General features: G+C 47.7%; 24 protein-coding genes. 13 read left to right on the plus strand and 11 right to left on the minus strand.

Features of this window, described 5'->3' with window-relative positions:
* The first annotated feature begins 1 nt into the window (after position 1).
* Together OCU77_RS01185 and trpS are read left to right on the plus strand one after the other, a co-directional pair.
* Positions 2-691, plus strand: coding sequence for a phosphoglycolate phosphatase (locus OCU77_RS01185; protein ID WP_048898892.1), 690 nt, complete (start codon positions 2-4; stop codon positions 689-691).
* A 93-nt stretch (positions 692-784) separates the two neighbouring features.
* Entirely contained in the window at positions 785-1,801 is a 1,017-nt protein-coding gene (gene trpS, locus OCU77_RS01190; protein ID WP_107302834.1) for a tryptophan--tRNA ligase, read from the plus strand.
* Between the two features lie 121 nt (positions 1,802-1,922).
* Here trpS and OCU77_RS01195 read toward each other — a convergent pair whose 3' ends face one another.
* Positions 1,923-2,684 (minus strand): gamma-glutamyl-gamma-aminobutyrate hydrolase family protein, encoded by a 762-nt coding sequence (locus OCU77_RS01195; protein WP_048898893.1) that lies wholly within the window; start codon positions 2,682-2,684, stop codon positions 1,923-1,925.
* A gap of 274 nt (positions 2,685-2,958) precedes the next feature.
* Entirely contained in the window at positions 2,959-3,345 is a 387-nt protein-coding gene (locus OCU77_RS01200) for a RidA family protein (protein ID WP_048898894.1), read from the minus strand.
* Between the two features lie 429 nt (positions 3,346-3,774).
* Between OCU77_RS01200 and OCU77_RS01205 the strand changes: the two genes are divergently transcribed.
* From OCU77_RS01205 to OCU77_RS01225, 5 genes are all read left to right on the plus strand, one after another.
* The gene (locus tag OCU77_RS01205) at positions 3,775-4,359 is read left to right on the plus strand and encodes an aminodeoxychorismate/anthranilate synthase component II (RefSeq protein WP_048898895.1); all 585 of its coding nucleotides are present in this window, start codon (positions 3,775-3,777) and stop codon (positions 4,357-4,359) included.
* A gap of 415 nt (positions 4,360-4,774) precedes the next feature.
* Positions 4,775-5,992 carry an aspartate aminotransferase family protein gene (locus OCU77_RS01210; RefSeq protein ID WP_048898896.1) on the plus strand — a complete coding sequence of 406 codons (1,218 nt, stop codon included), beginning with the start codon at positions 4,775-4,777 and terminating at the stop codon, positions 5,990-5,992.
* Positions 5,993-6,231: 239 nt separating this feature from the next.
* Positions 6,232-7,248 (plus strand): arginine N-succinyltransferase, encoded by a 1,017-nt coding sequence (gene astA, locus OCU77_RS01215; RefSeq protein WP_048898897.1) that lies wholly within the window; start codon positions 6,232-6,234, stop codon positions 7,246-7,248.
* A gap of 15 nt (positions 7,249-7,263) precedes the next feature.
* A complete protein-coding gene (gene astD / locus OCU77_RS01220; protein WP_048898898.1) occupies positions 7,264-8,739 on the plus strand; it encodes a succinylglutamate-semialdehyde dehydrogenase in 1,476 nt (491 codons plus the stop codon).
* Positions 8,740-8,839: 100 nt separating this feature from the next.
* Positions 8,840-9,634 carry a DUF1338 domain-containing protein gene (locus tag OCU77_RS01225; protein WP_048898899.1) on the plus strand — a complete coding sequence of 265 codons (795 nt, stop codon included), beginning with the start codon at positions 8,840-8,842 and terminating at the stop codon, positions 9,632-9,634.
* Positions 9,635-9,710: 76 nt separating this feature from the next.
* Here OCU77_RS01225 and OCU77_RS01230 read toward each other — a convergent pair whose 3' ends face one another.
* Together OCU77_RS01230 and crp are read right to left on the minus strand one after the other, a co-directional pair.
* Entirely contained in the window at positions 9,711-9,905 is a 195-nt protein-coding gene (locus tag OCU77_RS01230; RefSeq protein WP_048898900.1) for a hypothetical protein, read from the minus strand.
* Between the two features lie 222 nt (positions 9,906-10,127).
* Positions 10,128-10,760, minus strand: a complete 633-nt coding sequence (gene crp, locus OCU77_RS01235) for a cAMP-activated global transcriptional regulator CRP (RefSeq protein ID WP_048898901.1) — start codon at positions 10,758-10,760, stop codon at positions 10,128-10,130.
* Between the two features lie 272 nt (positions 10,761-11,032).
* Here crp and OCU77_RS01240 point away from each other — a divergent pair, with 272 nt between their 5' ends.
* Positions 11,033-11,437, plus strand: a complete 405-nt coding sequence (locus tag OCU77_RS01240; RefSeq protein ID WP_048898902.1) for an OsmC family protein — start codon at positions 11,033-11,035, stop codon at positions 11,435-11,437.
* 95 nt (positions 11,438-11,532) lie between these two features.
* On the opposite strand, the gene OCU77_RS01245 is transcribed toward OCU77_RS01240, so the two are convergent.
* The 4 genes from OCU77_RS01245 to OCU77_RS01260 form a co-directional block, all read right to left on the minus strand.
* Positions 11,533-12,402, minus strand: coding sequence for a phosphoribulokinase (locus OCU77_RS01245; protein WP_048898903.1), 870 nt, complete (start codon positions 12,400-12,402; stop codon positions 11,533-11,535).
* A 79-nt stretch (positions 12,403-12,481) separates the two neighbouring features.
* Positions 12,482-12,700 carry a YheU family protein gene (locus OCU77_RS01250; protein WP_048898904.1) on the minus strand — a complete coding sequence of 73 codons (219 nt, stop codon included), beginning with the start codon at positions 12,698-12,700 and terminating at the stop codon, positions 12,482-12,484.
* 97 nt (positions 12,701-12,797) lie between these two features.
* Positions 12,798-13,829: a hydrolase gene (locus tag OCU77_RS01255; protein ID WP_048898905.1), complete on the minus strand. Its 1,032-nt coding sequence runs from the start codon at positions 13,827-13,829 to the stop codon at positions 12,798-12,800.
* Between the two features lie 11 nt (positions 13,830-13,840).
* A complete protein-coding gene (locus OCU77_RS01260) occupies positions 13,841-15,244 on the minus strand; it encodes an aminotransferase-like domain-containing protein (RefSeq protein WP_048898906.1) in 1,404 nt (467 codons plus the stop codon).
* Between the two features lie 163 nt (positions 15,245-15,407).
* On the opposite strand from OCU77_RS01260, the gene OCU77_RS01265 reads away from it, so the two are divergent.
* Positions 15,408-16,025, plus strand: a complete 618-nt coding sequence (locus OCU77_RS01265; protein WP_048898907.1) for a LysE family translocator — start codon at positions 15,408-15,410, stop codon at positions 16,023-16,025.
* A 75-nt stretch (positions 16,026-16,100) separates the two neighbouring features.
* Here the strand turns inward: OCU77_RS01265 and OCU77_RS01270 are convergent, their stop codons facing one another.
* Complete coding sequence (locus OCU77_RS01270) at positions 16,101-16,571, minus strand: TIGR02444 family protein (protein WP_048898908.1); 471 nt, start codon at positions 16,569-16,571, stop codon at positions 16,101-16,103.
* Positions 16,558-18,483 carry an ABC transporter ATP-binding protein gene (locus OCU77_RS01275; RefSeq protein ID WP_048898909.1) on the minus strand — a complete coding sequence of 642 codons (1,926 nt, stop codon included), beginning with the start codon at positions 18,481-18,483 and terminating at the stop codon, positions 16,558-16,560. Before OCU77_RS01275 ends, OCU77_RS01270 begins: the two co-directional genes overlap by 14 nt.
* 332 nt (positions 18,484-18,815) lie before the next feature.
* On the opposite strand from OCU77_RS01275, the gene kefG reads away from it, so the two are divergent.
* The 4 genes from kefG (at position 18,816) to slyD (ending at position 22,153) form a co-directional block, all read left to right on the plus strand.
* Positions 18,816-19,388, plus strand: a complete 573-nt coding sequence (gene kefG / locus OCU77_RS01280) for a glutathione-regulated potassium-efflux system ancillary protein KefG (protein WP_107302835.1) — start codon at positions 18,816-18,818, stop codon at positions 19,386-19,388.
* A complete protein-coding gene (gene kefB / locus OCU77_RS01285) occupies positions 19,378-21,216 on the plus strand; it encodes a glutathione-regulated potassium-efflux system protein KefB (protein WP_107302836.1) in 1,839 nt (612 codons plus the stop codon). The genes kefG and kefB overlap by 11 nt, the downstream gene beginning before the upstream one ends.
* A 62-nt stretch (positions 21,217-21,278) precedes the next feature.
* On the plus strand, positions 21,279-21,488 hold the full coding sequence (locus OCU77_RS01290; protein ID WP_048898910.1) for a YheV family putative zinc ribbon protein: 210 nt from the start codon (positions 21,279-21,281) through the stop codon (positions 21,486-21,488).
* An 83-nt stretch (positions 21,489-21,571) separates the two neighbouring features.
* Positions 21,572-22,153 (plus strand): peptidylprolyl isomerase, encoded by a 582-nt coding sequence (gene slyD / locus OCU77_RS01295; protein ID WP_048898911.1) that lies wholly within the window; start codon positions 21,572-21,574, stop codon positions 22,151-22,153.
* Between the two features lie 104 nt (positions 22,154-22,257).
* Here the strand turns inward: slyD and OCU77_RS01300 are convergent, their stop codons facing one another.
* Complete coding sequence (locus OCU77_RS01300) at positions 22,258-22,479, minus strand: SlyX family protein (RefSeq protein WP_048898912.1); 222 nt, start codon at positions 22,477-22,479, stop codon at positions 22,258-22,260.
* Between the last annotated feature and the right edge of the window lie 5 nt (positions 22,480-22,484).

Here is a 22,484-nt window from a genome sequence, read left to right on the forward strand (position 1 = left end):
GATGGTGCATATCGAAGGCATCCGTTTTATTGCTTTTGATCTAGACGGCACGTTACTGGATAGCGTGCCCGATCTAGCTGAAGCTGCAGATAAAACGATGCAAGTACTAGGGCGTGAACGCGTCACAGTAGAGCAAGTGACGACTTGGATTGGTAATGGCGCTGATATTTTGATTGGTCGCTGTTTGAGCCAAAGCCTAGACGTTGATCCTAATCTAGACCCAGCATTGCACCGAGAAGCTCGCCAATTATTTGATCGTTTTTATGATGAAGGCGGCCATCAAAAGAGCACTCTGTATGCGGGGGTTAAAGACACACTGGCTGCTTTTCATCAAGCTGGCATCCCAATGGCGATAGTCACGAATAAACCGGCTCAATTTGTGCCGCATTTGTTAGCGCAGCATGGGATTAGCGACTACTTTGTTGATGTGATCGGTGGTGATACCTTCCCGTTGAAAAAACCGGATCCCTTTGCGTTGAATTGGTTGCTGGACAAGCATCAACTGGCATCATCACAAATGCTGATGGTTGGCGATTCGCGTAATGATATTTTGGCGGCTAAGGCGGCATCGTGTTATGTTGTTGGACTGACTTACGGTTACAACTATGGTCAGCCTATCAGCGCAAGTGAACCCGATATTGTGCTGGATCACTTTAGTCTTTTGACAGAAGTGGTTAAACTAGACAGCTAGTACGAACAGCCTAGCTGGTCATCGGAAATATATTCAGCGGCCCTTTTGGCCGCTGCTTAGTTTGGTTAATGAGCAAATCAGGGAAATCCCATCATGAGTAAACCCATTGTATTAAGTGGCGTTCAGCCATCTGGCGAATTAAGTATTGGTAACTACCTGGGTGCGCTGCGTCAGTGGGAACAGATGCAAGATGATTACGATTGTCAGTACTGTGTTGTCGACCTACATGCGATCACTGTGCGTCAAGATCCAAAAGCCCTTCATGAAGCAACACTGGACGCGCTAGCGATTTGTTTAGCCGTTGGTGTTGATCCAAAGAAGAGCACCTTATTTGTTCAATCGCATGTACCAGAGCATGCACAACTAGGCTGGCTACTTAACTGCTACACCCAAATGGGTGAGTTAAGCCGCATGACCCAATTTAAAGATAAGTCTGCTCGTTACGCCAACGATGTAAACGCAGGTCTGTTTGGTTACCCAGTACTAATGGCTGCTGATATTTTGCTATACGGCGCGCATCAAGTTCCTGTGGGTAACGATCAGAAACAACACTTAGAGCTAGCTCGTGATATCGCGACGCGCTTTAACAACATCTACACGCCTGAAGCGCCGCTATTCCAAGTGCCTGAGCCTTATATTCCAACCGTGAATGCGCGTGTAATGAGCCTTCAAGACGCGACGAAGAAGATGTCTAAGTCAGATGATAATCGCAAGAATGTGATTACACTGCTAGAAGAGCCGAAGTCGATTTTGAAGAAAATTAAAAAAGCGCAGACTGATGCAGAGATGCCACCGCGTATTGCTCATGATGTTGAGAACAAAGCGGGTATTGCTAACCTAATGGGTCTGTATTCAGCGGCAACGGGTATGAGCTACGCAGAAATCGAAGCGAAGTACCAAGGTGTAGAAATGTACGGCCCATTTAAGAACGATGTGGGTGAAGCATTGGTTGCAATGTTGGAGCCTATTCAAGCGGAATATAAACGTATTCGTGCTGATCGTGCTTACATGGATGAAGTGATGAAAGCGGGTGCTGCAAAAGCATCTGAGCGCGCAGCCGTAACGCTGAAAAAAGCTTACGAAGCAGTAGGTTTTGTTGCTCGTCCATAATGGGGTGATTAACCTTAGCATGAGCAATCGCGGCATAGTGTATGTCGAATAATGCTCTGTGTTAGTAAAGATAAAAAGCAGTCACTTTAGTGGCTGCTTTTTTATGCATGATTGCTTGGTGTCATTCCGTGACAAGGGCGTATTCTTTTTTCAAGCGTATCCGCTTGTGGGCGTTCGCTTCATCACGAAGGCGCTCAAAAAGTAGCACCATGTTTTCATGACGTTCAATCATGGCTTCGGGGTGCCACTGTACCCCCACAGTATAGTTATGATGGGGGTTCTCAAATGCCTCAATTAACCCATCTTCTGCCCAAGCTGTTGGTGTGAAGCCCTCGCCTAAATCTTTGACTACCTGATTGTGGAATGAGTTGACCATGATGGTATCCTTGCCAAAAATGTCATGCATTATGCTGCCAGTTTTTAGTTTTAGAGTATGTACGGCAAATGCCATATCAATATTGCCCCCCCAGTGGCCATTCACCTCATCGATCTCATTGTGAAGGTTACTGATCAAATTACCGCCAAACGCCACATTAAGTAGCTGCATACCACGGCAAATACCCATCATAGGTACTCCCATATCTGCGGCTTCACGTACCAGCATGATTTCCCATTCGTCACGCTCGGGATAGCAGCAGACATGGTGCTTTGAGTAGGGTTGGCCGTAAAACATTGGGTGGACACTTTCATCGCCGCCCGAGATGACTAAGGCATCAATGACACTTAAAATTTCTCGTGCTTGCTCTTTTGTTTTAAGAATGGGGATATGCAGGGGGACAGCTCCGCCTTTTGAAATCGCGTTTGCAAAGTTGGTCGAGACCTTGGTTATGGTGCCGCGCTCGTATCTGTGGGTGACTGTGGTTACGCCAATGATTGGTTTCATCTACATTTTCCTAAAGCGTGTTTGCATGGTATAGCGCGAGGAAAACAGCGAATTATAGATAGATTGTAGGCTTGTTTTCCACTCGACTTGGTTTGATGTTGTACATGTAGATAGTAACTTATTCAGGCCAAAGAATAAATCTTAGTGATCCACTCAAGTTTTAGGTTGGCTAAAAGCGGCGATAAGGGAGATTTTTTGGAGAGCATGAAATGAAATAACCCAGCCATGTGGCTGGGTTATCGCAAGAGGAAAGCTGTCAGAGAGAGTAGGGGGATTACTCTGCTACTGCAATAGCTTCAATTTCTACCTTTGCATCCATAGGTAGACGTGCCACTTCAACACAGCTACGTGCAGGGTATGCGCCACACTCTTTATCAAAGAATGCACCGTATACTTCATTTACTTTGGCAAAGTCATTGAGGTCTTTGACAAAAACAGTCGTTTTCACAATGTTACCTACGGTAAGACCTGCCTCTTCAACAATCGCTTTCACGTTCATTAAAGATTGAAGCGCTTGCTCGGCAACATCGTCAGGCATGGCCTTGGTTTCGTGGTTAATTGGAAGCTGACCAGAGGTGATTAGCATGTTGCCAAACTTTTTCGCTTGTACATAAGGACCAATCGCTGCTGGTGCTTGGTCGCTGGCGATAGTTGTTGTCATTTCAAACCTCAAATTTATCGACAAATAGCAGTTCTAAAAAATCCCACAATGCTTTCAAAGCAGGTATGACTTGTCTGACTTTGTTCAATCAGGCCAATGATAACCGCTCAAAAAAAAGCGCCGTCAGTTGTGGAGCAAAAGAGGCGCAGCCTTGGGTTCCGTCTTTGTATACCGCGATAACGCCGTATACCGAAGAATGGGATACATTTTTATTATGCCGCGAAGTATCACATCAAATTTTGAGTGATGCAAATTTTTTCTAACTAAATTTGATATATTAAAAAATATTTAAGTTTGTGCGCGATTTTTAACTGCTCAAAATCGTGAACCTTCATGGATCCTGACATAGAGCGGGTTAGCCTGCGAATTACCTTGCCTTTCATCGAGGGATTTGCAAAATACCAACCAGCCAAGTAAGGATGTAAAGCTATGCTGTTGATGATCGATAACTATGATTCGTTTACTTATAACCTGTACCAGTATTTTTCGGAGCTGGGTGCTGAGGTTAAAGTTGTGCGCAACGATGAAATTGATATTGCAGGCATCGCTGCACTAGCACCAAGTCATTTGGTGATCTCTCCGGGCCCTTGTACACCTGATGATGCGGGTATCTCGCTGGAGGCGATTCGCCATTTTGCGGGGAAGCTACCTATTTTAGGTGTGTGCCTAGGCCACCAGTCTATTGCACAAGTATTTGGTGGTGAGGTGGTCCGTGCGCGCCAAGTTATGCATGGTAAAACGTCTCCTGTCATTCATACCAATCGCAGTGTGTTTCATGGCCTCAATAATCCACTGACGGTGACGCGTTACCATTCTTTGGTGGTGAAGGCTGATACTCTCCCTGCGTGCTTTGAAGTTACAGCATGGACTGAGCGTGAAGGCACCTTCGATGAAATCATGGGCATTGCCCATAAAACGCTACCTATTGAAGGGGTGCAATTTCACCCTGAAAGTATTTTGACCGAGCAAGGTCACCAGCTATTGGCGAATTTTCTTCAACGAAAACTGAAATAATGATCAAATAAGTGGAGGTGAGGTATCTCAAATACGAGATCTTTATCACTATTGTTAACATATATTTCATTTTTATCTGCATTTTTAGCTGGGTGTGTTATTCGGTAGAATATTCGCCTGAATAAACTAGGTTTAAACACCGTTTTTCATCCATCCTGCCAAGATAGCCTACATTTCCCTTTTGTCCTCCTTATGATACGTGGGGTGATGCTTGGAGCCGTTCTGTTCTTTCCTTGAAGGAAAGACACCTTTTATTGCCACGGTCTTCATAAATTCGCTCATTACGCGCATAAATATCTACAGCTTATCCAGTTTCAGGCAAACTTTTGCGCGCAAAAAGAATATTCTGCTATTGGAATTCGTTAATAAAATGTAAATACTATGCTTAAGGCGGTATACACAGAAGGAAAGTGTGATGGCAATGGAACAGAAAGTAGAACGTCAGTTATTTGATGAGGTCATGGTGCCTTGTTATTCCCCGATGCAGATTATCCCTGTGAAGGGGCAAGGTGCGCGTGTGTGGGATCAGAATGATCGCGAATATATCGACTTTGCCGGTGGTATCGCGGTGAGCTGTTTAGGGCATTGTCATCCAGTTATGGTTGAGGCGCTAAAAGCGCAAGCCGATAAACTGTGGCATCTAAGCAATGTGATGACTAACGAGCCTGCATTACGTCTTGCTAAAAAGCTGACTGAACACAGCTTTGCTGAGCGTGTCTTTTTTGCCAACTCGGGGGCAGAAGCGAATGAAGCCGCATTGAAATTGGCGCGTCGTTACGCTGCCGATAGATTCAGTGCTGATAAATCAGAAATTATCGCGTTTAAACAAGGGTTCCACGGGCGTACCTTCTTTACGGTAACCGTTGGCGGTCAAGCGGCTTACTCGGATGGCTTTGGCCCTAAACCGGGCGATGTGACCCACCTACCTTACAATGATCTTGCGACGCTGGCAGATCATATCTCAGATCGCACTTGTGCCATCATGATGGAACCACTGCAAGGCGAAGGCGGCATTATTTCGCCAACTCCGGAGTTTATTCAGGGGGTGCGTGAGCTTTGTGATAAGCACAATGCACTGTTGATCTTTGATGAAGTACAAACGGGTAATGGCCGTACGGGTGAGTTTTATGCTTACCAAGGACTAGGGGTGACACCCGATATCCTAAGCACGGCTAAATCACTGGGTGGTGGCTTCCCTATTGGTGCCATGCTCACCACGGCAGAGCTAGCCACGCACTTGAAAATTGGTACGCATGGTTCGACCTACGGTGGTAACCCACTTGCGTGTGCGGTGGCGGAAGCTGTGGTGGATGAAGTCTCCAAACCGGAAGTGTTGGCGGGTGTCAAAGAGCGTGAGCAATGGTTCCGCGAGGGTATTGCCACCATTAATGCTAAGTATCCTATTTTTGCTGAAGTACGTGGAAAGGGCCTCTTACTGGGCGCAGCGTTAAACGATGAATGGCAAGGTCGTGCGCGTGATGTACTGTTAGCGGCTGGTGAAGAAGGTTTGATGGTACTTGTCGCGGGGACTAACGTAGTGCGCTTTACGCCGTCGTTAGTGATCAGCAAAGAAGATGTTGATCTTGGTTTAGCGCGCTTAGAAGCGGCGATTGCTAAATTGTACAACGCGTAATGGATGCCGAGGGTGTCGTCTCAGGGTAATCCAGAATAATGGTTAGACGCGTGCAATGCCCATGCCTTGCACGTCTTTTCTCTCTCGCTGAGCGAGAGCATAGCGGCTGGCCCGCTTATAACTGACTACAGCGATTGGCAGGAGCTTGATTGCTGTAACTTTTCGCCCCCTACATTGGCGAAGTTATTTCCAACACTAAGTTAGCGACATGATCGCTACCTGCATCAGGAGGGAGTTCGATGCTGGTTATTCGTCCTATTACTGCAACAGATTACCCGGCGCTTATGCGCTGTGCGGAAGAATCTGGTCATGGTTTTACTTCACTGCCTGTTAATGAAGGCATGCTTCGTAATCGTATTGCACACTCAGAAGCGAGTTTTGCAAAAGAGATAACGGAAATTGGTACCGAAGGCTACTTGATGGTCGCGGAAGATACTGAGACGGGTGAAGTGGCAGGTACAACTGGGATAGAAGCTGCCATTGGTTTAGATACCCCTTTCTATACGTATCACTTGAGCACTGTGGTACATGCATCACGCCGTTTAGATGTTCATAACGTGGTGAAGTTGCTGACATTTGGCAACAACTACACGGGTAACAGTGAACTATGTACATTATTTTTACGCCCTGAATGGCGTAAAGGTCTCAATGGCCGCCTGTTGTCTAAAGCGCGATTTTTGATGATGGCAGAACATAGCCATCGTTTTTCTCCAACTGTGATTGCCGAGATGCGCGGTGTCTCTGATGATGAAGGGCATTCACCGTTTTGGGAATGGCTAAAAGAGCATTTCTTCTCGATTGATTTTACTCATGCTGATTATTTAACGGGGATTGGGGCGAAAGGCTTTATCGCCGATTTAATGCCCAAGTTACCGATTTACGTCAACTTGCTTAGTGAAGAAGCTCAAGCTGTGATTGGTAAAGTGCATGACAACACAGCCCCTGCATTGCGGCTACTGGAGCAAGAAGGGTTTACCTGTCGTGGCTATGTGAACATCTTTGATGCTGGCCCTATGGTGGAATGTGAGGTCCGCAATATTGAATCGGTACGCCACTCTTTGCGTTGCCGCGTTGAAATTGGCGAGCACAGTAGCTCGCATGATTACTTGATCAGTAATACCTCGTTTGAAAATTTTCGCGCCACGGTAGGAAAGGTTGCGGTCGACGGTGAGCGTAACATTGCGATTGTTTCACCTGCGATGGCACAGGCATTACAGCTACAACAAGGCGACATGGTTCGCCTGATTGGACAATAAGATAAGGGGAATATCATGGCACAATCATGCGCAGTGAATTGGATAGCAGGGAAGTGGGTCGCGGGTCTTGGTGCGTCTTTTCAGTCGTTAAACCCCTTCAATTCTGAAGTGATTTGGCAGGGACAAGCGGCAACCGCAGACCAAGTTGAACTGGCGGTGCAAAGTGCTCGTGAAGCCTTATTAAGTTGGCGTCATACCTCGCTCGACGCGCGTCAGGCTATTGTTGAAAAATATGCTGAACTGCTCAAAGAACACAGTGAAGATATTGCCACGACCATAGCGGAAGAAACAGGGAAACCCTTGTGGGAAACCCGCACCGAAGCGGGTGCTATGGTGGGTAAGATTGCGCTGTCGTTACGTGCTTACCATGAGCGTACTGGCCATAAAGAAAAAGAAGTGGCAGGGGCGACAACAGCCGTGCTGCGTCATCGTCCATTGGGCGTGATGGCGGTCTTTGGCCCGTATAATTTCCCAGGGCATTTACCCAATGGCCATATCGTTCCTGCATTATTAGCGGGCAATACTGTGGTATTTAAGCCATCTGAATTAACGCCTAAAACGGCGGAAGTGGCCATGAAGCTATGGCAACAAGCTGGCTTACCCGCAGGTGTGATTAACCTAGTGCAAGGCTCTCGCCCAACCGGTGAAGCGCTGGCGAGTTCAACAGGGATTGATGGCTTGCTGTTCACGGGGAGTGCGAATACGGGACACATTCTTCATCGCCAATTTGCAGGGCAACCCGGCAAAATGTTGGCATTGGAGATGGGCGGCAATAACCCTATGGTGATTTCAAATGCCCACGGTGATGTGGAAGCCACGGTATACACCATAATTCAATCAGCGTTCATTAGCGCTGGCCAGCGTTGTACCTGTGCCCGCCGTTTGTATTTACCCAAAGGTGAAGTGGGTGATGCCATTGTTGCGCGCTTAGTTGAAGCAACGGCGCAGCTACGCATTGATGGGCCATTTGCTGATCCTCAGCCTTTTATGGGGCCACAAATATCAATACAAGCTGCTGATGGCATTATTGCCGCGCAAGCGAATTTGGTGCGCCTTGGGGGAGAGGTTCTGCTTGAAGCGAAACGTGGTCAAGGGGCGATTGTCTCACCGGCCATCATTGAAGTGAGTGCCATTGCTGACTTGCCTGATGAAGAATACTTTGGTCCATTATTGCAAGTCGTACGTTACGAGGATTTAGCCCAAGCCGTTACCTTGGCAAATAATACCCGCTACGGCTTATCGGCTGGTTTGATCTCCACCGATGATAGTGAGTGGCAATATTTTATTGACCATATCCGTGCAGGCATAGTGAACCGTAACCGTCAGCTGACTGGTGCGAGTGGGGATGCTCCATTTGGTGGTCCTGGCGCATCAGGTAACTTACGTCCGAGTGCTTACTATGCCGCTGACTACTGTGCGTACCCTATGGCATCGATGGAGGGTGAACAAGCTGAGCTACCTGCACAGCTATCGCCAGGTATTACTTTGTAAGCAAGTTGAGCAGACATCATCAAACTAAAAAAGAAGTGCCATACTGATTAGGTCGAATCAGGGCACTTCTACATCCATCACCAGCGGGGAGCATCTCAACATGGAAAGAGTAGAGCAACTGTTTAACAACTTATGGCAAGACTATATTCAACGCCTGTGCCCATCAGCGGATCAAGTACATACATTACTGACCGAAGATGAGCCGCTACTGAATGACCATATTGCGTTGCGCACATTTAACTTACCGAAAGTCGGACTGGATGTGCTAGCCGCACCCTTTATTGCGATTGGTTACAAACCTTGTGGCACTTACCATTTTGAGTCTAAAAAACTCTACGCTGAGCATTTTGAACACCCAAACCCTGCGGCGCCAAAAGTGTTTATTAGTGAGCTATTGGTGGGTCAGTGTTCCTCATTATTGCAGCAATCGGTACGTAGTTTGATTGATCAAGTGCCAGAGCAAGCGGTGAAAGATCCTGCCTTCTTGTATGGCGGCCGTTTGTGGGACATTGATTTTGAAACGTATGAGATGTTAGCCGCAGAGAGTGAATATGCAGGGTGGTTAGCGGCGCATGGCTTTGGCGCGAATCACTTTACGGTTAGCATTAACCAACTAGAACAATTTACTGAAGTGGCCGAGGTGAATCACTTATTGGCACATAATGGCTTTGCCATCAATGTATCGGGTGGAGAAGTGAAAGGCAGTCCTGAAGAGATGTTAGAGCAGTCTTCTACCATGGCAGATAAAGTCCCTGTCGCTTTTTTAGATGGGGTAAAAACGATCCCTGGTGGTTTTTATGAATTTGCCAAGCGCTACCCGCAAGCCGATGGTGAGCTTTATACCGGATTTGTCGCTGCGTCGGCGGATAAGATCTTTGAAAGTACCGACAGCTAGAGTGCAATGTTCCGGCCAATCCCAGCGTTTCACGCAGAGGTCATGTTGATAGCATGGCCTTTGTTCTATCTGTGGCTTAATACAGGCTTTCTAAAGGCGGTGACCACTGCGAGCCTTCTTGGCGCTGCGGCGTATTCGCTAATGAGATATGTTGTTCGAGAAAGTGACGTTGGCCACTGAACCCTGTCATCTCAACAGTTGTGGGTAGTGGGGCAATCACGCTCGGTGGTGGGGTGTTAGTGTTGTACGGAGAAAAACGTTCGATATCCATATCACGAACTCCATGATGCCGATTTTGTCGGGGAAGAGGTGACGTCGTCCATCGACGTCTGTTATGCACAATGTAGCAAAGGTGGCGTAGTTAGCAAGTGAAGAATCAGTGACAAGGTTAGCAAATTTGGATTTAGATATACGCCATAGGTATGGTGTTTTTCCGATATAAAAAAAGCCGCAAAAGCGGCTTTTTTCTAGTGATAATCGATAAATCAACAGATTAACGAGTACCGTATACCACGATAGTTTTACCGTGTGCAGAAATCAGGTTCTGTTCTTCAAGCATCTTCAAGATACGACCAACGGTTTCACGTGAACAACCTACGATTTGACCGATTTCTTGACGGGTGATCTTGATTTGCATACCGTCTGGGTGCGTCATTGCATCAGGTTGTTTCGCTAGGTTAAGTAGCGTCTGTGCAATACGACCCGTTACGTCTAAGAACGCAAGGTCGCCCACTTTTTGGCTTGTTACTTGAAGGCGAGTTGCCATCTGTGCAGACAAGCGCATCAAGATGTCTGGATTAACTTGGATTAGCTGACGGAATTTCTTAAATGAAATCTCAGCAACTTCACAAGGTGTCTTCGCACGAACCCAAGCTGTACGTTCTTGACCTTCTTCGAAAAGGCCAAGTTCACCGATGAAGTCACCTTGGTTTAGGTAAGAAAGAATCATCTCTTTGCCTTCTTCATCCTTGATAAGAACAGCAACAGAACCTTTTACAATATAGTAGAGAGTTTCCGCTTTCTCACCCGCATGAATCAAAGTGCTTTTTGATGGGTACTTGTGAATGTGGCAATGTGAAAGAAACCACTCTAGTGTTGGATCTGTTTGAGGTTTACCTGGAACCATATTACTAACTTCCTCTGCGTTTGTTGCCCAACAACGACATCCCTATAATTTCAGTCTGGGCTTAACAATAGAATTGCTCGCTGGTTAGGATATTAAGTCAGCCGCTGGGCTGCAAGCTCACTTGAATAATTAATTGAGAGTTTAACTTTTTTCGGTGGGCATTTCTTGATATTGATCTATCTGAAATCGTCATTTTGTACTCATAAGTGTGCACATGATCACACGGTTGTTAGATTATGCAGAATTGACGCCAAAACACTAAGGAGAAAGCAATGCAATCACGTGTGAAATGGGTAGAAGGAATGACTTTTCTTGCCCAGTCAAATTCGGGTCATAGTGTGGTGATGGACGGCAATGGTGGCGAAAAAGCACCCAGTCCAATGGAGTTGGTTTTGATGGCGGCTGGTGGTTGTAGTTCGGTCGATGTTGTTGATGGTTTACAATCTGCAGATCAACGTATCACGGGCTGCGAAGCACAAATTTCCTCGGTGCGCCGCGAGACAGCCCCACGTATTTTTACCTCGGCAAATTTGCATTTTGTGGTGACGGGACATGATCTTGATGAAGCCTTGGTGGCAACAACCGTCGCTAATTCGCTCGAGAAATATTGTTCGGTTTGTTTGATGCTGGGTGAAGGGGTTGAATTGACGCATTCATACGAAGTGATCGCCGCATAAATCTATTGCTAGGTAAACTGTAGCAGCATGATAAAAACGGAGACTTGAGGTCTCCGTTTTGCTGTTATTTGTTTCACACGGCAATTAAACCGCGACTAGCCGATTTTCCCTGTTTCAATCAGCTGCTGGATCAGAGGACGCATTATTAGCTCCATCGCAAAGCTCATTTTGCCGCCCGGTACCACCAAGGTATTGTGGCGTGACATGAATGAGCCTTGGATCATCGACAATAAGTACGGGAAGTCGACATTCTTGATCCCACGAAAACGGATCACCACAAAGCTTTCATCTAAACTCGGGATCCCTTTGGCGCTAAGTGGGTTCGAGGTATCCACGGTGGGAACACGCTGGAAGTTAATATGAGTCCGTGAAAACTGCGGCGTGATGTAATTGAGGTAATCATCCATCGAGCGCACAATAGATTCCATTACAGCTTCACGAGAATGACCGCGGTCACGGGTGTCACGAACAATTTTTTGAATCCACTCTAAGTTGACGATTGGTACCATGCCAATCAAGAGATCAACATGCTGCGCAACATTGGTTTCACCGTCGACGACCCCGCCATGTAAGCCTTCATAAAATAAGAGATCGGTATTTTCAGGTAGCTCTTGCCATGGGGTGAAAGAGCCTGGCATTTGGTTATAAGGCACGGCTTCATCAAAGGTGTGCAGGTAGCGGCGGAATTTGCCGGTACTGTCTTCACCGTACTGATGGAAAAACTGTTCGAGTTGCGGGAAATCGTTCGCTTGGGGGCCAAAATAGCTGATATGGCGGCCCTGTTCTTTGGCTTTACGTATTTCGACGTCCATTTCGGGGCGTGTAAAGCGGTGGAAGCTATCGCCTTCCAGCCAAGCCGCATTGATGCTCATCATATTGAACATTTTGCGGAAGGCTTCTGAAGTGGTCGAGGTGCCCGCACCGGATGAACCTGTTACTGCAATGATGGGGTGTTTTGCAGACATGACAAACCCTGTCGTTAAGATTAACGATGAGTTATTAACAGGATGTTGCGATTAGATCAAGTGTAAGCGATGTCGAGTATTAGAAATTGAGATCTCGACGAAGCTTAATATCGACTGATTCATGTAATTCAGAAAACATCACTACGGCTTCGCCTTGGGCAAGCTGTTGGCGAACATGTTGAACTTTTTGTTCTAAGGTTTTTTCGTGCTCACCGTAATCGGTGCCTTCACGTAGAACAAAGTGTTCGATCAGGTTATCGAGGGTATCTGGGGCGATGTCTTGCCAAGGAATAATCATAACAACCACTTACTGCTTTAGGAGGAGGTAACCACTGATAACATTATTATCAGTGGTTAAGGCGGTTCAAGGCAAGCAAAGCGTGATGGATCAGGCTTTACTCTGACGTGCTGTGGCTAGGTTGAGTGTTTACCGCAGCAAAAGGCGCAAACCAAGCGGGCACGGTTGTTTCAAGCCAGAAGGTGGGCTTGTGCCATGATCCCGTTAAAAAGCCCACATGGCCGCCATTAGGACTCAGGTGATAGTCAATGTGGGCTGGGAGCGGCTGTGAAGGGATAACATCATGGGTCATGAAAGGGTCATCTTTGGCATGAATGATACGCAGGGGTACAGTGACCTGATGCAAACGCTGTAAGCCACTGCAACGCTGGTAATAGTCACTGGCGTCTTGATAGCCGTGCAGCGGTGCAGTTACCAGATCATCAAACTGGCGCAGGGTGCTAATCGCATTGATACCAGATTGATCTAAAGGTAGCGCATCGGGCAACAGGTTCATCTTCTTGCTGATGTTCTTTTTCATCGAGCTGAGCAGGTATTGTTTATAGACTTTAGAGAAACCTTGCTCAATACGCTCAGCGCAGGCGCCCAAATCTAATGGGGGCGAAATGACCTGTGCTGCGCAGAGCTCGCTGTCGTCACCATGTTCGGCAAGGTAGTTAACCAGCATGTTGCCACCCAGTGACACGCCAACCGCAAACAAGGGAGAGTCAGGAAATTGTTGTCTAATCCATTGAATGAAAAAGCGTGCATCGCTGGTTTCACCTGAATGATAACTTCGGGCTTGGCGATTCATCTCACCACTACAGCCACGAAAGTGCATCATGACGCCCAACCAACCTTGCTGCATTGCGGCGTGCAATAAGCCGTTGGCATAGGGGCTATTGAAGCTGCCTTCTAATCCATGAAACAGGATCATAATCGGCTGCCGTGGTGAGTGGCAGTGGGTTTTATTCACTTCTTGATGGTTACTTGGCACATCTGTCCATGCGATATCGAGAAAATCACCGTCTGGGGTTTCCAGCCGCTGAGTGTGTGGTGTGAATAGCGGTTTGCGACGAATAAAGCGTGGCAATAATGTTTGTAGGTGTGGATTACCTAATCCCGCAGCGGGAGTAAATGCAGCCGTCATCGTAGCGTCCTTTATAGTGGAAAGTCAGAAACAGGGTCTGTGCGCAGCAACTCACAGAGGATCTGCAGCCCTTGCTCAAGTTGCTGATGGTTCACTGGTGCACTGATCGCTAATCGTACTGCGGGCGGTGTGGTGCATCCCGGGGGCGTAAAGAGCTCCGCCGATTTAACCGTGACCTTGGCCTGTTCAGCTGCCGAGACAAAATCACTCAATCGCCAGTATTCAGGCAAGGTCAGCCAAACATGAAAGCTGGCCCTGTCGTGAGCGAGAGTAAATTCTGACAGGTAATGGGCCACGAGCCGTTGCCGCGCCGCAATATCATGTCTGATCTGTTGCAAGATACGATCCGCATCGCCTTGCTGGATCAGTTCGCACGCCAAAGCACTCAGCAGGGGGCTGATCATCAAGCTGTGATTATGTAAGGCCATATTCAGACGCTTTTGATGACGGGTCGGTACTTGGATATAGCCAAGTCGCAATCCTGGAGCGAGGCATTTTGATAATCCACCGATATGGATCACTTGTTCGCTCTCAAGATTGACGAGCGGGCTTGGCCGATGAGTGGGCATTAAGCCATTGACGTCATCTTCAATGATCAGCACTTGGTGTTGTTGGCAGACCGCCAAAATGTCACGACGACGTTGTTCGCTCATGGTCATGGTTGTTGGGTTTTGCAGCGTCGGGGTGCAATAAATTAACCGCGGCTGATACAACTGGCAGGCTTTATCTAAGCTGGCGGGGATCATGCCTTCGGCATCCATCTCTACGCTTTTAACCATAACTTGCTGTTGTTTGGCCAAACTCAGAAAGCCTGGGTACGAAACTGACTCCACCAACACAGTATCACCACTGTGGCAAAAAGCAGAAAGTGCTAATTGTGCAGCGTGTTGGCCACCTGAGGTGAAGTGCATGCGCTCTGCATCTATGGCGATGCCTTTTTGTTGAAGCCACTGGGCAACAAGCTGGCGATGCGCGGTGATGCCTTGTGGCTCTTGGTACAACATCAATTGGTTAAGTTGCTGAGGATCGCGACTTAAGGTCTGCATCGCTTGGGTTAGCATATCGGCGCGGTCGAGTTGTGGTGGGATGTTATAACCAAAATTACAGCCGTTAACCGATGGTGTTTCTGAAGACTTGTACACCCAATTAGGCTTATTAGCTTGACTGACAAAAGTCCCCGCGCCAATGCGTGCCTCGACTAACCCTTGGCGCTCTGCTTCGGCATACGCACGGGTGACTGTGCCTACTGTCACTGAGAGGTGATCAGCAAGGGCGCGATGAGTGGGGAGTTTTTCACCACTCGTTAAGGTGCCATTGAGGATCAACTGATTGATCTGCTGGGCTATCTGGCGATAAATAGGATCACTTTTGGGGTGATCTGTGGTGCTTATAGGGCTGAATGCTTCAATTGTCATGGTGACAATAAACCTTTTGATCCAATAAAACGGCGCTGTTATGGTGTGATTGTGCGTAATTTAGCACAAATTAACAACCTTTAGCTTTAATTGTATCGATACAATTTGTTTTGGGCTGTTTACTTACTCAACGACGTTGTATTGATGAAGGGAGCAATCCACCATGTCGCCGATATTGTCTTTTGAATGGCCATTTATTTTATCGCTGATCACCTTTGCGGCCACTATGACGGGTACGCCTGGGCCTAATAATTTGATGGTGACCGCATCGGGGGCTAACTTTGGCTACCGATGTACAGTCCCGCATATGCTCGGGATTGGTTGTGGTTTAGTCTCAATGATCTTGTTGGTTGCCGCTGGGCTTGGGGTCGTTTTCGTTCAATTTCCCGTTCTGCATGATGCACTACGTTGGTTAGGGAGCGGCTACTTACTTTATCTCGCGTGGAAAATTGGCTTTTCTAGTAGCAGCTTGGCAGATACAGAGCATGAAGCTAAACCGATGAGCTTTATGGCGGCCGCGAGCTTTCAATATGTGAACCCTAAAGCCTGGATGATGTCGGTTACTGCGATTAGTACCTTTAGTTTTACTGGTGAGCTGTATTGGTATTCGGTGTCGGCCATTGCCGCTATTTTCTTTTTGGTGTGTTATCCCAGCGTATCGCTGTGGGCTGGCTTTGGTATTTTTATCCGCCGCTGGTTGGCACAGGAAAAAACGCGTCGGATCTTTAATGGTTTGATGGGCGTATTAACCGCGGGTTGCGTGGTGATGATTTGGCAATAGCGGCCAGAGAGGGATAATAGATTGGCTAAATAGAGGAGAAGCACTCCTCTATTTGAGGTAAATAATGAAATGGCGTTAGCGCGCTTGCAGTTTTTCAACCAAAGAGAGTGCCCCCAGAGACTGGCAGTAGCGTACCAAGTTGGTTGCAATTGCTGTTGGGTGCCCTTGCTCTGCGAGTGTCGACAGCGGCAGGGTATTGAGCTGGGCGATCAAATCGTGTTGCTGCTGACGCTCTACCGCTAGCTCAAAATCCATTAACTGCTGGTAACCGGCTTGGTCAAGTTGTGGCTTTAACGCACGACGCATAGTGCGGTACTGCTGCAACAAGCTATCGGTCGGTGCTAAAGCTAAGATTAATTGGCTACGTTGTTCACTCGTCAGCAAGTAACCTTGGTCATCCAGCCATAGCATGAGTAGCGCCATATTGACGCTGCCATGGTGAAAGGTTTGCAAACACAAGCAGGTAGCTTCAACATCGGCTTTGAAATAGTGCGCGTAGCTGAACTGCCAAAAGGCATCGTGATTGAAAAGATTAGCTATCGGCATTGAGAGCCTGCTCCATTTCTTCGAGTTGCTCGTGCAGATCCATCCAGGTCATTTCAACATCCTCCAGCGTTGACTTTGCGTCAGCCTGACGTTGCAGTTGCTCCGTTAGACGCGCTTTATTTTCAGCTTCATAAATACTGGCGTCGCTTAGTTGCTCTTCTGCCTCGGTAATGGTTGCGTTTAGCTTGTCCATTTGCTCATCGAGCTTACTGATTTGCTTACGCAAAGGCGCCGTTTTTTTACGAAGCTCCGCTTCAAGGCGTTTTTGCTCTTTACGTGATGCTGCACTGTTGTCTTTTGTGACTTCAGGCTTGCTCGCTTGTTGTTCGCGGCGCTCGTTGCGTTGTTGCTCGGTTAACCATTTATGGTAATCCTCAAGGTCGCCATTAAACGGTGCGACTTGACGATCGTGCACCAGATACAAGTCATCGGTGGTGGCACGCAGTAAGTAACGGTCGTGGCTCACGATAACCATAGCCCCTTCATAAGATTGCAGCGCAAATGTCAGTGCTTGACGCATGTCTAAATCAAGGTGGTTGGTCGGTTCATCGAGTAGTAGCAGGTTAGGGCGCTGCCATACAATCAGTGCCAACACTAAACGGGCTTTTTCACCGCCAGAGAACGGCCCTACCTTTTCAAGGGCTTTATCACCTAAGAAGCCAAAGCTCCCTAAGTAGTCACGTAGCTGTTGTTCCGTCGATTGTGGAGCAATACGTGCCATGTGCTGAACAGGCGTGTCATCAAGGTACAAGGTCTCAAGCTGGTGCTGGGCAAAGTAACCAATCTTAACTCCTTGCGAGTAAGTGAGATCGCCGGCTTTGGCAGGAAGATCGCCTGACAACATTTTGATCAGAGTAGACTTACCCGCACCGTTACGGCCCAGTAGACCAATACGGCTACCTGGAACTAGGTTTAAGCGGATCTTTTCTAAGATCAGGTTATCACCGTAACCCGCTGCAACTTCATCCATCATCATGATTGGATTCGGTAGGGCGCTAGGTTCTCGGAATTCAAAGCTAAAGGGGTTATCAAATTGCGCAGGCAAGACTTTTTCCATGCGCTCTAACGCTTTGATACGACTTTGCGCTTGGCGGGCTTTGCTCGCTTTATAGCGGAAGCGGTCAATGTACGACTGCATGTGCGACATTTGTTTTTGTTGCTTCTGGTACATGGCTTGTTGCAGTACCAGCTTTTCAGCACGTTGAGTTTCGAACGACGAGTAATTACCTGTGTACTCGTTCAATGTTTGGTTTTCAACGTGAATAATACGGTTGACGACAGGGTCAAGGAAGTCTCGGTCATGGGAGATCAGAACCAGGGTACCACGGTAGTTCTGTAGCCATTTTTCTAGCCACATCACAGCATCTAAGTCTAAGTGGTTGGTTGGCTCATCGAGTAGCAGTAAATCAGAACGACACAGAAGTGCTTGAGCGAGGTTCAAGCGCATACGCCAACCACCCGAAAATTGGGTCAGATGCCATTGCATTTGTTCTTGTGAGAAGCCAAGGCCATCAAGCAGTTCGGCGGCGCGGGCGTTAATGCTGTAACCACCGATGGTTTCTAGTTTGCCGTGTAGCTCGGCAACTTTATGACCGTTATCAGCGGCTTCTGCTGCCGCTAAGTCTTGCTCAAGTTGACGGTATTCGCGATCGCCATCGATGACATAGTCTAACGCGCGGCGTTCTAGTGCTGGGGTTTCTTGGGCAACCCAGGCGAGTTCCCAGTTAGACGGGAAGCGGCAATTCCCCGCATCTAGGCTTAATTCATCTTTGAGTAAAGCAAATAAGGTAGATTTACCGCAGCCATTTTTACCCACTAGACCGACTTTGTCGCCTGGATGGATCGTAGCTGTGGCCTGATCGAGCAGGACTTTCCCGCCTCGTAATAGTTGGATATCTGAAAAGGTAATCATCGAACTGTCTCGGGGACGGATCCCGCTCCGCGTTAAACTGCATAAACCTGCGGCAGTCTATACCAATCTCAAAAGGATACCAAACTCATCCCATCCTGTTACGTGTAGAAGGTCGAAGTGGCGGGTGGAGGGGGGAGGTGATGGGAAAGGTATGAAACTGTACGCCAAAACCTAACACTGAAGTGGATAAACGCAAGATGAAGGAAAATCAGTGGTTTGGATTCGGTTATAATTAGGTATGATGCCTGTAGCGCGAAATATCGTGCCAAGGTCTCTCATGCTATTCACGTATTGTGTGCCAAAGAATTCAATAACACAGGGAAAGGAGTGTTATGACATTACAAGCACCCCCGAAAATATTGGTGATCTATGCTCACCCCGATCCGCAAGCTTCACTCGCCAATGCGGAAATGATCCGAGCCATTGCTGGCTTGCCTCACGTCACTATCCATGATTTGTACGGTGCTTACCCCGATTTCTTTATCGATGTGGCACGTGAACAGGCGTTGATCGCTCAGCATGAGATTGTCGTTTTTCAACATCCACTCTATATGTATTCTTGTCCTGCCTTATTAAAAGAGTGGATCGATGTGGTGCTAGGCAAGGGGTATGCCCATGGCGATGGCAACGCATTACAAGGAAAATACTGGCGGTCGGTGATCACGACAGGGGGCGCGGCAGAAGCCTATACTCCTGATGGTTATAACCGCGCCAATATTGATGCGATCCTTAAACCTTTCGAACTTACTGCAGATTTGTGTCAAATGCACTGGCTGTCACCTATGGTGCTGCACTGGGCACGTCGTATTCCTGAAACAGAGCGCCAACACCATGCCAAGCTTTACCATGATTGGTTGATTAACCCTCTGATGATCCCACAAGCAGAGGTGATGCATGGCGAATGATTTACTCTCGGTTAGCGTGATTTTTTTAGCCTCAGCGGTAGTGGCGGTGCCTATTGCACAGCGATTAGGGCTTGGCTCGGTGCTTGGTTATTTATTGGCAGGCATCGCGATTGGCCCGTGGGGGCTGGGACTCATTTCCGATGTTGATGCGATTTTGCACTTCTCTGAGTTCGGGGTGGTCTTACTGCTCTTTTTGATTGGCTTAGAGCTGAACCCCAAAAAATTATGGCAAATGCGCAAACCTATTTTAGGGTTAGGCGGTGGCCAAGTTATTTTAACCAGTTTGGTGATCACCGCAGTGATGATGCTTGGTGCCTATGGCCTGGCATCATTGAGCTTAGGTGAAGGAATGAGCTGGTTGGCTAACATGCGTTGGCAAGATGCCCTCGTGGTTGGAATGGGGTTGGCGCTGTCGTCGACCGCGATTGCGTTACGTGTGATTGAAGAGCAAGGCTTTGGCGACAGCGAAACGGGTCAGTCGGGGTTTGCTGTCTTGCTGTTTCAAGATATCGCCGTGATCCCCATGTTAGCGATCCTGCCCGTACTTGCTGGCGGTGGTGGTGGCAGCTGGCTAGATTTTGCGTGGATGCTGGGCGGCATTGCCGCATTATTGGTTGGCGGTCATTTCTTATTGCGGCCACTTTTCCGTTGGGTGGTGCTGAGCGGCGTACGAGAGTTATTCAATGTTGCTGCGCTCTTATTAGTTATTGGCATTGCAGTTGGCATGCAATCGCTTGGTTTATCGATGGCGTTAGGCACCTTCCTTGCTGGGGTATTATTAGCCGAAAGCGAGTACCGTCACGAGCTGGAAATTGCGATTGAGCCCTTTAAGGGGTTGTTATTAGGCTTGTTCTTCATTTCTGTTGGCATGGCGGTCAACCTTGGATTGCTGGTGCAATACCCGCTGTTGATCTTGACCGCGGTTGTTGCCTTGGTGTCACTCAAAGGCTTTATTCTTTATGGTTTAGCACGGCTGTTTGGGACCCGAGCCAAAGCGCGTAGCCAAATGTCGGTGATATTAAGCCAGGGGGGGGAATTTGCTTTTGTGCTATTTACTGCCGCGCAAGGCGAGGGGTTACTCGGGCAGCAGCTCACCAGCTTGTTGTTGGTGGTGGTGAGTCTATCGATGATGACCACGCCGCTATTATTGGTATTGCAAAATCGCTGGTTTGCTTATCGTTTTCAGGCACAAGACAGCGAATTAGAAAGTGACGTGATCGATCGTGAACCGCGGGTGATTATTGCGGGCTTTGGTCGATTTGGCCAAGTTGTTGGACGCTTACTGTTTGCCAATAAAATTCGCGTGACTGTGCTTGAGCGCGATCCGAGCCAAATCCAGTTTCTGCGTAAGTTCGGCTATAAGGTGTATTACGGTGATGCGACCCAATTAGATTTGCTGCGAGCGGCTGGGGCCGACAAGGCGGAGGCCATTATTATCTGCACCGATGAGCCGGGTGAAGTGATGGAAGTGGTAGAGCTATGCCAGCATTACTTCCCTAGCTTAAAAGTACTGGCCCGTGCCCGTAGCCGTGTCGAAGCGCATCAGTTGTTAAATCATGGTGTTGAGAGTTTCTCTCGTGAAACCTTTGCAGGTGCCCTTGATTTAGGTCGCCAAGCCCTTATATCTCTTGGCATGCATCCGTATCAAGCCAAGCGTGCTGAAGCGCATTTTAGTAAACTCGATGATGTTGCATTACGCGATTTACTGCCGCAACATTCTGAAGATGTCCATTTAGCGACGCGTGCGAAAGAAGCGCGTAAAGAGCTAGAAGACATTTTTGATCGCGAGATGCGTGGTGAACGTGAACGACATAACGGTTGGGACTGAACCTGATTGTGTCTTCTTACCAAATACGGTGGAATACACTCGCGTGCTATAGGGAAGGTAACATGGCGAAGAAACGTTTTATTGCAGGTGCGATTTGCCCTGCGTGCAAGCAACAAGATACATTGCGCTGGTGGCAAGAAAACAACATCGAGATGGTTGAGTGTGTCGCTTGCGACCATACGGACCGCCGTTTGCCGCAAGCTGCAGAAAACAGTGAACATATTGCTGATGATAAGCCAGAGCAAGTCATCGGTATTTTTAAGCCAGAGTGATAGCGTAAAAAATCCGCTGTGCTTATGAGACCAATTTTAGGTATCATGCCCACTTTGCACCCCGCTCATATTTTGGAGTAAACATGAAAGTCACTAAAGACATCGTAGTAAGCTTGGCTTATCAAGTAAAAACAGAAGAAGGTGCAGTAGTTGACCAATCAACGACTGAAGCGCCACTAGATTACCTACACGGTCACAACAACCTAATCGTAGGTCTTGAGAAAGCGCTTGAAGGTCGTGAAGCTGGCGACAAATTTGAAGTGACAGTTTCTCCTGAAGAAGCATACGGCGAGCACATGGACGAAATGGTTCAGCGTGTTCCTGCTGACGTATTCCAAGGTGTTGATGAAATAACTGTTGGTATGCGTTTCCTAGCAGATACAGACCAAGGTCCTATCCCTGTTGAAGTAACGGAAGTTGATGGCGACCACGTTGTTGTTGATGGTAACCACATGCTTGCTGGCCAAACACTGTCTTTTGAAGTTGAAATCGTAGCACTACGTGAAGCAACAGCTGAAGAAGCAGAACACGGCCATATCCACCAAGGTGGCGGCTGTTGTGGTGGTGGTAGCTGTGGCGACGACCACGGTCATGACCACGAGCACGGTGAAGGCGGCTGTTGTGGCGGCGAAGGCAAAAGCGAAGGCGGTTGCTGTTCTCACTAAGTTGATCAAGGCTGAGCATTACGCTTAGCCGTGGTTGTACTTAGTTGAAGATATAAAAACGGGAAGCCAAAGCTTCCCGTTTTTGATCCTGCGTTATTAAAGACTTAATAATGCGGTGGTGGTGTTTCTTCTGATTCGTCTGCAAGGTTAGACGTTTGGCTGCTTTTTTGTTTCTCAACCAAGAATTTCATTTGTACCTGCATACGCTCAATTAAAAACTGCTGAGCGGTTAGCGCTTCATTCAGCTCTTCAATCGTTTGTTCTTGGAAGGCTTGTTTCATTTCCAATTCATCGACTTGTACACGTAGCTGTTCAATTTCTGTCATAGCAA

The organism is Photobacterium swingsii (genome assembly GCF_024346715.1).
GTDB classification, from domain to species: Bacteria; Pseudomonadota; Gammaproteobacteria; order Enterobacterales; family Vibrionaceae; genus Photobacterium; species Photobacterium swingsii.

Excerpts from the sequence above, each read along its gene's own strand:
- OCU77_RS01185 (WP_048898892.1), top strand. The coding sequence starts at position 2 with ATGGTGCATATCGAAGGCATCCGTTTTATTGCTTTTGATCTAGACGGC.
- trpS (WP_107302834.1), top strand. The coding sequence starts at position 785 with ATGAGTAAACCCATTGTATTAAGTGGCGTTCAGCCATCTGGCGAATTA.
- OCU77_RS01195 (WP_048898893.1), bottom strand. The coding sequence starts at position 2,684 with ATGAAACCAATCATTGGCGTAACCACAGTCACCCACAGATACGAGCGC.
- OCU77_RS01200 (WP_048898894.1), bottom strand. The coding sequence starts at position 3,345 with ATGACAACAACTATCGCCAGCGACCAAGCACCAGCAGCGATTGGTCCT.
- OCU77_RS01205 (WP_048898895.1), top strand. The coding sequence starts at position 3,775 with ATGCTGTTGATGATCGATAACTATGATTCGTTTACTTATAACCTGTAC.
- OCU77_RS01210 (WP_048898896.1), top strand. The coding sequence starts at position 4,775 with ATGGCAATGGAACAGAAAGTAGAACGTCAGTTATTTGATGAGGTCATG.
- astA (WP_048898897.1), top strand. The coding sequence starts at position 6,232 with ATGCTGGTTATTCGTCCTATTACTGCAACAGATTACCCGGCGCTTATG.
- astD (WP_048898898.1), top strand. The coding sequence starts at position 7,264 with ATGGCACAATCATGCGCAGTGAATTGGATAGCAGGGAAGTGGGTCGCG.
- OCU77_RS01225 (WP_048898899.1), top strand. The coding sequence starts at position 8,840 with ATGGAAAGAGTAGAGCAACTGTTTAACAACTTATGGCAAGACTATATT.
- OCU77_RS01230 (WP_048898900.1), bottom strand. The coding sequence starts at position 9,905 with ATGGATATCGAACGTTTTTCTCCGTACAACACTAACACCCCACCACCG.
- crp (WP_048898901.1), bottom strand. The coding sequence starts at position 10,760 with ATGGTTCCAGGTAAACCTCAAACAGATCCAACACTAGAGTGGTTTCTT.
- OCU77_RS01240 (WP_048898902.1), top strand. The coding sequence starts at position 11,033 with ATGCAATCACGTGTGAAATGGGTAGAAGGAATGACTTTTCTTGCCCAG.
- OCU77_RS01245 (WP_048898903.1), bottom strand. The coding sequence starts at position 12,402 with ATGTCTGCAAAACACCCCATCATTGCAGTAACAGGTTCATCCGGTGCG.
- OCU77_RS01250 (WP_048898904.1), bottom strand. The coding sequence starts at position 12,700 with ATGATTATTCCTTGGCAAGACATCGCCCCAGATACCCTCGATAACCTG.
- OCU77_RS01255 (WP_048898905.1), bottom strand. The coding sequence starts at position 13,829 with ATGACGGCTGCATTTACTCCCGCTGCGGGATTAGGTAATCCACACCTA.
- OCU77_RS01260 (WP_048898906.1), bottom strand. The coding sequence starts at position 15,244 with ATGACAATTGAAGCATTCAGCCCTATAAGCACCACAGATCACCCCAAA.
- OCU77_RS01265 (WP_048898907.1), top strand. The coding sequence starts at position 15,408 with ATGTCGCCGATATTGTCTTTTGAATGGCCATTTATTTTATCGCTGATC.
- OCU77_RS01270 (WP_048898908.1), bottom strand. The coding sequence starts at position 16,571 with ATGCCGATAGCTAATCTTTTCAATCACGATGCCTTTTGGCAGTTCAGC.
- OCU77_RS01275 (WP_048898909.1), bottom strand. The coding sequence starts at position 18,483 with ATGATTACCTTTTCAGATATCCAACTATTACGAGGCGGGAAAGTCCTG.
- kefG (WP_107302835.1), top strand. The coding sequence starts at position 18,816 with ATGACATTACAAGCACCCCCGAAAATATTGGTGATCTATGCTCACCCC.
- kefB (WP_107302836.1), top strand. The coding sequence starts at position 19,378 with ATGGCGAATGATTTACTCTCGGTTAGCGTGATTTTTTTAGCCTCAGCG.
- OCU77_RS01290 (WP_048898910.1), top strand. The coding sequence starts at position 21,279 with ATGGCGAAGAAACGTTTTATTGCAGGTGCGATTTGCCCTGCGTGCAAG.
- slyD (WP_048898911.1), top strand. The coding sequence starts at position 21,572 with ATGAAAGTCACTAAAGACATCGTAGTAAGCTTGGCTTATCAAGTAAAA.
- OCU77_RS01300 (WP_048898912.1), bottom strand. The coding sequence starts at position 22,479 with ATGACAGAAATTGAACAGCTACGTGTACAAGTCGATGAATTGGAAATG.